Origin of the sequence: Frateuria defendens (assembly GCF_001182895.1) — a bacterium.
Taxonomy (GTDB): domain Bacteria; phylum Pseudomonadota; class Gammaproteobacteria; order Xanthomonadales; family Rhodanobacteraceae; genus Frateuria_B; species Frateuria_B defendens.
Genome location: NZ_LFQR01000014.1, coordinates 1 through 9,082, shown reverse-complemented (window position 1 = coordinate 9,082; position 9,082 = coordinate 1). Strand labels below are relative to the sequence as shown.

The window sequence follows — 9,082 nt, the reverse complement described above, 5'->3', positions numbered from 1 at the left end:
GGGAGCGAAACCCCCGGCCAGCGGCCGGCCAGATTGCGCTGACGTTTCGCTCCAAACAATGCACGAGGCACTGGGTGACGAGCTTCGCTGTGGTGAAGCGACACCGGCCTGCGCCGTAACGACGAGCAAGAGCGACGAGAGCAAGAGCGGGATAGAGGCCCCCGCCAGCTTCCACCCCCACCCCGGCTCCCCCGCCACGGAGTAGAGCGAACCGGCGCGTCACTCACGACTTGCCGTGGAACAGCTCCCGTCCGATCAGCATGCGCCGGATCTCATTGGTCCCCGCCCCGATCTCATACAGCTTCGCATCGCGCAGCAGGCGCCCCGCCGCATAGTCGTTGATGTAGCCGTTGCCGCCCAGCGCCTGGATCGCCTCCAGCGCCACCTGCACCGCGTTGTGCGAGGCGTTGAGCAGGCAGGCGGCCGGGTCGATGCGCGACTTCACGCCGGCGTCGAACTGCTGCGCCACCATGTAGGCGAAGGCGCGTGCGCTCTGCAGCGCGGTGTACATGTCGGCGATCTTGGCCTGCATCAGTTCGAAGGTGCCGATCGGCGCGTTGAACTGCTTGCGCTCGCGCACGTAGGGCAGGGCCAGGTCCAGCGCCGCCTGCATCAGGCCGATCGGGCCGCCGGCGAGCACCAGCCGCTCGGTGTCCAGCCCGCGCATCAGCACGCGCACGCCTTCGTCCACCTCGCCGAGCACGTTCTCCGCCGGAATCTCGCAGTCCTCGAACACCAGTTCGCAGGTGTTGGAGCCGCGCATGCCGAGCTTGTCCAGCTTCTGCGCGGTGCTGAAGCCCTTCATGCCCTTCTCGACGATGAAGGCGGTCATGCAGCGGCTGCCGGCGGCGCGCGGCGCGGTGCGCAGGTAGACCAGCAGCACGTCGGCGTCGGGGCCGTTGGTGATCCACATCTTCGAGCCGTTGGCGACCCACACGTCGCCGTGCCGTTCGGCCTTGCAGCTCATCGAGCCGACCACGTCGGAGCCGGCGCCCGGCTCGCTCATCGCCAGCGCGCCGACGTATTCGCCGCTGCTGAGCTTGGGCACGTAGCGCTGCCGCTGCGCCTCGTTGCCGTTGTGGAAGACGTTGTTGAGGCAGAGGTTGGAGTGTGCGCCGTAGGACAGGCCCACCGAGCCGGAGGCGCGCGAGATTTCCTCCATCGCCACCACGTGCGCCAGATACCCTAAGCCCGAGCCGCCGTATTCGGTGGGGATGGTGACGCCGAGCAGGCCCATGTCGCCGAGCTTGCGCCAGAGATCGGCGGGGAAGGCGTTCTCGCGGTCGATGCGCTCGGCGCGCGGCGCGATCTCCTTGTCGGCGAAGGCGCGCACGCTCTCGCGCAGCAGGTCGAGCTCTTCTCCGAGCGGGAACGGACGCATCGCGAACTCCTTGGGGGCGGGCCGAGCATCGTAGCGTGCGCGCCGCGGCAAGCCTTGGCGCAACGCATCATCGCGCGCCGCGGCGGCGCGCGCTACAAGGCGGGGCCGAGCTCGGCCAGGCGCGCGCAGGCGCTCTCGATCTGCGCGTATTGGGCGGCGATCAGGCGGTGCGCCTCGTCGTGCTCCGGCGTTGGCGCCGCGGGGGCGGCGCGCGGCGCGAAGTGCGCCGCGCGGCCCGCGCGCAACGCGGCGGCCAGTGCTTCGATGTGCTGCGCCAGGGCCGCGCCGCGCTCCTCCAGCGGGTCGTCGCCGGCGAATACGCCGCCCTGCCGGTGCGCGCCGAGCGCGGAGAGGTAGGACAAGAGGTCGTGCGCCACGCCGAGCGTGCGCAGCGCGTGGTCGGTGTAGTCGCGGGTGTGGCCGGGCTCCTCGAGCATGTCGCGGATCGCGCCGCTCAAGGCGGCGTGGGCGTTGTGCGCGTCGCGGCGCACGTCGCGGTAGGGCACGTCGTCCTCGCGGCCGCTGCGGTATTGGCGGGCGATGCCGGCGAGGTAGCGCGCGTCGCTGGCGAGCACGTCGGCCAGGCGCTCGCGCAGGTGGCGCACGCGCCAGTCGGGCAGCACGAAGCGCAGCATCAGTGCGGCAATGGCGGCGCCGACCACGGTGTCGACCAGGCGCGGCCCCAGCACCTCGTAGCCGCTGGTGATCTGGTCGAAGCACAGCACCACGAACAGCGTCACCACCGCGGTGGCGGCGGTGTAGTAGCGGTAGCGCAGGGCGAAGAAGGCGGAGCCGGAGACCACCAGCAGCGGCAACTGCAGCAGCCGGTCGGGCATCAGTTGCAGCATGGCCCAGCCGGCGACCAGGCCGATCACCGTGCCGGCCACGCGCTGCACCAGGCGGCGCCGGGTGGCGCCATAGCCGGGCAGGCACACCAGCAGGGTGGTCAGCAGCGTCCAGTAGCCGTGCTGCGGATGGGTGACGAGCAGGGCGAGGTAGCCGGCCAGCATGCCCACCGCCAGGCGCACGGCGTGGCGGAAGTGCAGCGAGCGCGGCGTGCACTGGGCGCGGATGCGCGCGAAAGCCTCGCCCAGCGAGTGCGGGTTGGGATCGAGCAGGGCCTGGTCCTGGCCGTAGGGTTGCGGCGCGCGCCGGCGGCCGAGCCGGTCCTGCAGGGCGATCACGTTGCGCAGCAGTGCCTCCACCGCGTCGAGCAGGTGGGCGGGCGGCGCCGGCACCTGCTGGCGGCGGTGGGCGAGCGCGGCGCGCGCGTCGGCCAGGGCGGTGCGTGCCTGGTCGTTCACCGGCATGCGCTTGCGCTCGCGCAGTGCCCGCGCGCGCCGGCGCAGGGCGGCGGCCTGCAGCTTGAGCAGGCGGCAGCAGCGGAACAGCAGGTCGCTGTGGAAGAAGGCCTCGGCCAGTTCCTTGTACGGGTAGTGCGAGGAATGCACGCGCTCGTGCAGGTCCTGCGCCATGAAGTAGAGGCGCAGTTGCTCCTCGGTGTCGCCGCGCGGGCGACGGCGGCCGAGGCGGTCGAGCAGGGCGCGGCGGGTTTCGTTGAGCGCGGCCACCACGCGCGCGTTCCACTGCGCGAGGCCGACGCGGATGGCCTCGTGGTCGGTATCGCGCACCGGCTCGAGCAGCGCCGCCTTGGCCTCGATCTGCCCCGCCAGTGCCTCGAACACGTTGGCGAGCGCGTGGCGCACCGCGTTCTGCGGCGCGAGCACGCTCCAGGCCAGCGAGAGCAGGCCGTACCACAGCGCGCCGACGAGCAGCAGCAGCGGCTCGTCGAGCAGGTTGCGCGGGCCGGTGTCGACCTCCATGCCGATCATGGTGTAGATGGCGAGGATGAGCGTGGCGGTGGCGATCGAGGCATAGCGCCCGCTCGCCGCGCCCAGCATCACCAGCGCGAAGGTCGCCAGCGGCAGCACCGCGGCGAACAGCCATGGCCGCCCGAAGATCAGCTCCACCACCACCGCGGCCAGCGCGAAGCAGACCAGGGTGACGGCGAGGCTGCCCAGCCGGCCGCGCCAGGACTCGTCGGTTTCCGCCAGCGCGCAGGCGATCGCGCCGAGCAGCAGGGTGATCAGGATGTGCAGCTGCCCGGCTGCCACGCAGTAGACGGCCGCCCCGCCCAGCGCCAGCGCGACGCGGAGCACGTCGGCGGAGCGGTCGGAGGCGAGCAGGCGGGCGAAGGGATGGGGGGCGAGGGGAAAACGCATGCGCGAAGTATGCCGCAGGAGGGGCGGGGGGCTCGCGGCGAAGCTCGCTCGAAGCGAGGGTATGGCGAGCGTGCCCCCTCACCCCAGCCCTCTCCCCGGCGGGGAGAGGGAGGACGTTGGGGCAAGCCCCTGGCCCGGGCGCGGGGCTACGGCGTCACCTTCGCCAGCTTGCCCTTGAGCGCGACGCCGGACATCAGGAAACCGACGTGGCACTCGTAGTTGTGGTTGTCGCGGTATTCCACGTGCTTGTAGTTGCTGACGATGTCGATCACCGCGTTGGCGCCGGCGTTCTTGGCCGAGTTCTGCAGGGCGATCAGCGCCGACTGCAGCACCCAGGCGCAGGACGCCTCGCCCTTGCCGAAGGCGTTGGTGCGCTGGCTGGTGGTGACGTTGTCGTTGACCACGGTGACCTTGCCGGCCGGCTTGGCGTCGGCGAAGTAGAACTTCACGCTGCCGTCCAGCTTGCCGCTCTGGGTGGCGGCGGTCACGGCGTCGGCGAAGGCCAGGTGCACCACCTTGTCGTCGGCGCGGCTGAGCCCCGGCAGGGCGAACAGCAGGGCGGCGAGGGTGGTGAGGGCGAGGGCTTGCGTCTTCATGCGGGTCAATCTCCTTACTGACGGGATGAAAGCGGCCCGCTCGGGCCGCGGCGGAAACGCGGTGCTCAGCACAGGCCGCCGTTCACCGCCAGCACCTGGCGGGTGACGTAGCCGGCGTCGGGGCCGAGCAGGAATTCGACGGCGGCGGCCACTTCTTCGGGCGTGCCCATGCGCTGGGCGGGGATGGCCTTGAGGATCTCCTCCACCGGCACGTTCTCGTCGAGCATGTCAGTGTCGATCAGGCCCGGCGCCACGCAGTTGACGGTGATGCGCCGCTTGGCCAGCTCCACCGCCAGCGCCTTGGCGGCGCCGATCACCCCGGCCTTGGAGGCGCTGTAGTTGACCTGGCCGCGGTTGCCGATCAGCCCCGACACCGAGGTGATGCACACGATGCGTCCCGGCGCGCGGCGGCGGATCATCGGCATCACCAGCGGGTGCAGCACGTTGTAGAAGCCGTCGAGGTTGGTGCGCAGCACGCTGTCCCAGTCCTCACCGGTGAGCGCGGGGAAGGCGCCGTCGCGGGTGAGGCCGGCGTTGCAGACCACGCCGTAGGGCGCGCCGTGCGCCGCCACGTCGGCCTCCAGCGCGGCCGCGCAGGCGGCGCGGTCGGCGATGTCGAACTGCAGGATGCGGGCGTGCCTGCCGTGCGCCGCGATCTCGGCGCGCACGGCCTCCGCCTCGTCGCGGCGCGCGCGGCAATGCAGGGCGAGGTCGTAGCCGGCGCGCGCCAGGCGCAGGGCGATGGCGCGGCCGATGCCGCGGCTGGAGCCGGTGACCAGGATGGTGTCGGTCATGCGGTGTTTCCTTGGAGGCTGTGCCCGGCCAGGAAGGCCGTGCCGTCCGGCGGGCTGAAGACGGTGAGCCGTGCCTCGGCGTGCAGGCCGGGTGCGTCGATGCGGCAGTGGAACACACCCATGCCGGCGTCGTCGTGGAAGCCGCGCACAGCTTCGACGGCGAGCACGGTGCCGGCGGGGAAGGCGTCCACGTCGCAGCGGTAATGGCGGGTGCCGAGCAGGAAGCCCAGCCGCACCGGCCGCCCTTCGCGGCGCGCCTGCCAGCCGGCCCAGGCCGCCACGGCCTGCGCCATCAGTTCGATGCCGGCCCAGGCCGGCAGGTGGCCGTCCGCGTCGTGCAGCGGGCCGCCGTGCGGCACGGTGCGGGTGCACAGCACACGCTCGGCATCGGCCTCGACCAGCGCATCGAGCAGGATCGCCGGGCCGGCGTGCGGGAGCAGCGCCTCGATCGGGCCGTAATCGGCGGCAGCGCCGCTCATGGGCGCCTCCGGTGCGCCGGGCGTGGGCCCGCGCCTCGGCCGCTCGGGCGCGGAAGGCGCGCCGGGGCGGAGACGGTCGCGCGCCTCACGCCGCATCTCCCAGGATCAGGCTGGCGTTGTTGCCGCCGAAGGCGAAGGAGTTGCTCATCAGGCGGCGCGGCCCGCCCGGCGGCAGGCGGCTGCCCGTGGCGGCGAAGGCGAGCGCGGGCAGGGCGGGGTCGGTCCGGCCGTTCCAGCGGTGCGGCGGCAGGCGGCGTTCGGGATCGGCCAGGCTGAGCCAGCAGAAGGCCGCCTCCAGCGCGCCGGCGGCGGCCAGGGTGTGGCCGGTGAGCGACTTGGTGGACGAGCACGGCACGCCGTGCGGGAACAGCGCGGCCACCGCCTGGGCTTCCATCGCGTCGTTGTGCGCGGTGGCGGTGCCGTGCAGGTTGAGGTAGTCGATCTGCGCGGGTTCCAGCCCCGCCGTGGCCAGCGCCGCGCGCATCGCCTGCTGCGCGCCCAGCCCCTGCGGGTCGGGCGAGGACATGTGGTAGGCGTCCGAGCTGGCGCCGCCGCCGAGCAGGCGCACCGCGCCGCGCTCGCGGGTCATCAGGAACAGCACGGCGGCCTCGCCGATGTTGATGCCGCGGCGGTCCACCGCGAACGGCTTGCAGCGCCCGGCATCGACCGCCTCCAGCGCGAAGAAGCCGTTGATGGCTAGCCGGCACAGCGTGTCCACGCCGCCGCACAGCACCGCGTCGCACAGGCCGAGCTTCAGCAGGCGCTGCGCGCTGAGCAGGGCGCGCGCGCTGGAGGTGCAGGCGGTGGAGAGGCTGTAGCAGGGGCCGGCGAGGTCCAGCCACTCGGCCAGGAACCCGGCCGGCTGCGCCAGCTCCTGGTGGGCGTAGTGGTAGTCCGCGGGCCAGGCGCCGTCGCGGCGATAGCCGGCCAGCCCGCGCGTGGCCTCCTCGATGCCGGCGGTGCTGGTGCCGAGCACCACGCCGAGGCGCTCGTTGCCGTAGCGCTCGAGCGCAGCGCGGATGTCCGCCTCGATCTCCAGCGCCGCCGCCAGCAGCAGCCGGTTGTTGCGGTTGTCGTGCCGCGCGGCCAGCGCCGCCGGCACCGCGGGCAGCGGCGTGCGCACCGCGCCCAGCGGCAGCGCGTGCCCCGGCACCCAGCCGGCCTCGGGCGCGAGGCCGCGGTCGTCGGCGGCGAACAGCGCCTCCGCCACCGCCGCCTTGCCGGCGCCGAGCGTGCAGGTCACGCCGAGGGCGTTGAGGTAGGTGTCCATCAGGCGGGTTTGCGCGCGACCACGTTGACCAGGGTTTCCTCGCGCCGGCCGGGCGGCGGCGGCTTGCGGATGCCCCAGCGTTCCAGCAGGCCGAAGTCGCGCGAGCGGCTCCACCACAGGTAGGGCAGCGAGACGTGGCGTGGCTCGAAGGCGAAGCCCTGATCGCGCAGCATGGCGACGTATTCGTCGGCGCTCTTCTGCACGTGCATCGGGTGGCGGAAGAACCAGCGGATCACCCAGGTGTCGATGTAGGCCTTGGTGGATTCGGCGAACAGCAGCCGCCCGCCGGGCTTGAGCACGCGCCAGAACTCGGCCAGCGCCTTCTCCTGCTCCACCAGGTGGTGGAAGGTCTGGTGGCAGAACACGGTGTCCACGCTGGCGTCGGGCAGCTCGATGCGTGCGCAGTCGCCGGCGATCAGCTCCACCGCCATGCCTTCGCGCGCTGCCTCGGCGCGGGCGAGGTCGAGGCTGTGCGGGTCGGCGTCGAGGCCGAGCAGCCGCGCGGGCCGGAACGCATCGCGCAGCAGGCGGAAGGATTTGCCCTGGCCGCAGCCCACGTCGAGCAGGGTGCCGCCCTGCGGCGACGGTTCGCCGAGCAGGCGCTTCAAGTCGTTGATCGCCACGCGCAGCACGTGGTGCTGCCAGGTGTGGGTGCTGAGGAAGCGGAAGCCGATGCGGGTTTCCTCGACGTAGGTATCACTGGCGTAGGTCATGCGTCACACGTCATCTTGCGGAGGCGGCCGGGCCGCCGGGTGAAAAGGAAAGGCGTGCGGTCGGGCCGCGGGGTGGAAACGGGCAGGTTCACGGTAGGTGGCGCTCCACGGCCTCGATCAGCGCGGGCGGCGAGGCCAGCAGCATCTCGCCGCTGGCCGCTGCCACCGCCACCTGCACGGTGCTGGCGCGGGTCAGCCGCTCGCCGCTCTGCGCGTCGCTGATCAGGTAATGGAACTTCAGGCGGTTCTGCCATTCGACCAGGCCGGCGCGCACGGCCAGGCGCTGGTCCAGCCGCGCGCTGCGCGCGTAGCGTAGCTGCACGTCGATCACCGGCCACAGGTAGCCGGAGGCCGCCATCGCGGCGTAGCCGTAGCCGATTTCTTCGAGCAGGGCGCTGCGCGCGATCTCCAGGTACTTCACGTAGTGGCCGTGCCACACCACGTGCATGGAGTCCACGTCGTGGAACGGCACCGCGATCTCGACGGTGCGGTGCAGGATGCCTTCAGCGCGCATCGTCGCCCCCTGCGGCCGGGGCCTGCCAATACGGGTAGAAGTTGAACCATTGCAGCGGCGCCAGCAGGCACAGCTGGCCCAGCCGCTCCGCGTAGCGGCTCGCCCACTGCGCGATCGCCGCCTCGCGCCGGCCGCGTTCCCACGCGGGCTCGTCGAGGAAGGGCTCGAGGTGGATGCGGTAGCGGCCGTCGACCTTCAGGCAGCACATCAGGCTGGTCCGGCAGCGCAGCAGGCCGGCCAGCAGCCACGGACCCTGCGGGAAGGGCGCGGCATGGCCGAGGAAATCCACGCTGACGCAGCGGTCGCCATGCAGCGGCACGCGGTCGCCGGCGATGGCCAGCCATTCGCCGCGTTCGATGCGCTGGGAAAGATCGAGCATCAGCGCCGCGTCCAGCTCGCTCACCTGGATCAGGCGCAGGCGGCGGTCGCCGGCCTCGCGCTGCAGTTGGTTGAAGCGCTCGACGTGGCGCGAGTGCAGCAGCACGTTGATCGACGAGCCGCCCAGCTCGGCCAGCGCGCGGCACACGTCGAGGTTGCCGAGGTGGGCGCCGACCAGGATCTCGCCGCGCCGGCCGGGCCCGCTCTGCGCCAGGCGCTCGCGGATGCCGCTGGGGTCGATCAGCTGCACCTGCTCCGGGCGCAGCTTGCCGCGCCAGACGTCGAGCCGGTCGAGCAGGCTCTCGGCGAAGGCCATGAACTGCCTGAATACGCGGCGCGTGGTGGGCCGCAGTTCGGCGCGCCCGCTCCACGCGGCAAGGCGCTGCTGGTATTCCCGCGCGGCCTGGCGCGCGCGGCGGCCGGAAGCGAAGAAGTACAGCACGATCAGGTACAGCACCGGCGCCATCGGCTTGCGGCCGATGTGGCGCAGGCCCAGGGCGGTGAGCTTCATCAGGGCGAAGCTGCCGCGTTCTTTTTGGGTGGCCCAGTGGCGGGAGGGGAGGCTGGTGTCGCTCATGCCGGGGCCGTTTCTTTTTGTTTGTCCGCATAGCCAGACGATGCATGTGCGGCGTGTTGCGATGTCGCTTCGGACTGCGGTTGCAGGTGCGTAGTGGTATTGCTTTTCAGCGGCTGCCTCGTCGTGGTCTGGCCGGCCTTTGGGCCGGGGTTTCGCTC

9 protein-coding genes are annotated in these 9,082 nt (G+C 72.2%); all 9 read right to left on the bottom strand.

The features are described 5' to 3' along the window. Positions 1-223: 223 nt before the first annotated feature. The 9 genes from ACH65_RS02895 to ACH65_RS02855 all read right to left on the bottom strand — a co-directional run bounded on the left by ACH65_RS02895 (position 224) and on the right by ACH65_RS02855 (position 8,924). Positions 224-1,381, bottom strand: a complete 1,158-nt coding sequence (locus ACH65_RS02895) for an isovaleryl-CoA dehydrogenase (protein WP_049621077.1) — start codon at positions 1,379-1,381, stop codon at positions 224-226. 92 nt (positions 1,382-1,473) lie between these two features. Then, positions 1,474-3,603 (bottom strand): YccS family putative transporter, encoded by a 2,130-nt coding sequence (gene yccS / locus ACH65_RS02890; protein ID WP_053096126.1) that lies wholly within the window; start codon positions 3,601-3,603, stop codon positions 1,474-1,476. Positions 3,604-3,749: 146 nt separating this feature from the next. Then, positions 3,750-4,199, bottom strand: a complete 450-nt coding sequence (locus ACH65_RS02885) for a hypothetical protein (RefSeq protein WP_049621076.1) — start codon at positions 4,197-4,199, stop codon at positions 3,750-3,752. A 65-nt stretch (positions 4,200-4,264) separates the two neighbouring features. Beyond that, positions 4,265-4,993, bottom strand: a complete 729-nt coding sequence (gene fabG / locus ACH65_RS02880; RefSeq protein WP_049621075.1) for a 3-oxoacyl-ACP reductase FabG — start codon at positions 4,991-4,993, stop codon at positions 4,265-4,267. Further along, positions 4,990-5,472: a hotdog family protein gene (locus tag ACH65_RS02875; RefSeq protein WP_049621074.1), complete on the bottom strand. Its 483-nt coding sequence runs from the start codon at positions 5,470-5,472 to the stop codon at positions 4,990-4,992. The genes fabG and ACH65_RS02875 overlap by 4 nt, the downstream gene beginning before the upstream one ends. A gap of 85 nt (positions 5,473-5,557) precedes the next feature. Next, positions 5,558-6,742, bottom strand: a complete 1,185-nt coding sequence (locus tag ACH65_RS02870) for a beta-ketoacyl-ACP synthase (protein WP_049621073.1) — start codon at positions 6,740-6,742, stop codon at positions 5,558-5,560. Next, positions 6,742-7,455, bottom strand: a complete 714-nt coding sequence (locus ACH65_RS02865; protein WP_049621072.1) for a class I SAM-dependent methyltransferase — start codon at positions 7,453-7,455, stop codon at positions 6,742-6,744. The genes ACH65_RS02870 and ACH65_RS02865 overlap by 1 nt, the downstream gene beginning before the upstream one ends. A gap of 88 nt (positions 7,456-7,543) precedes the next feature. Further along, positions 7,544-7,969: an acyl-CoA thioesterase gene (locus tag ACH65_RS02860; protein ID WP_049621071.1), complete on the bottom strand. Its 426-nt coding sequence runs from the start codon at positions 7,967-7,969 to the stop codon at positions 7,544-7,546. Further along, on the bottom strand, positions 7,959-8,924 hold the full coding sequence (locus tag ACH65_RS02855) for a lysophospholipid acyltransferase family protein (protein WP_049621070.1): 966 nt from the start codon (positions 8,922-8,924) through the stop codon (positions 7,959-7,961). The genes ACH65_RS02860 and ACH65_RS02855 overlap by 11 nt, the downstream gene beginning before the upstream one ends. Positions 8,925-9,082 lie beyond the last annotated feature (158 nt).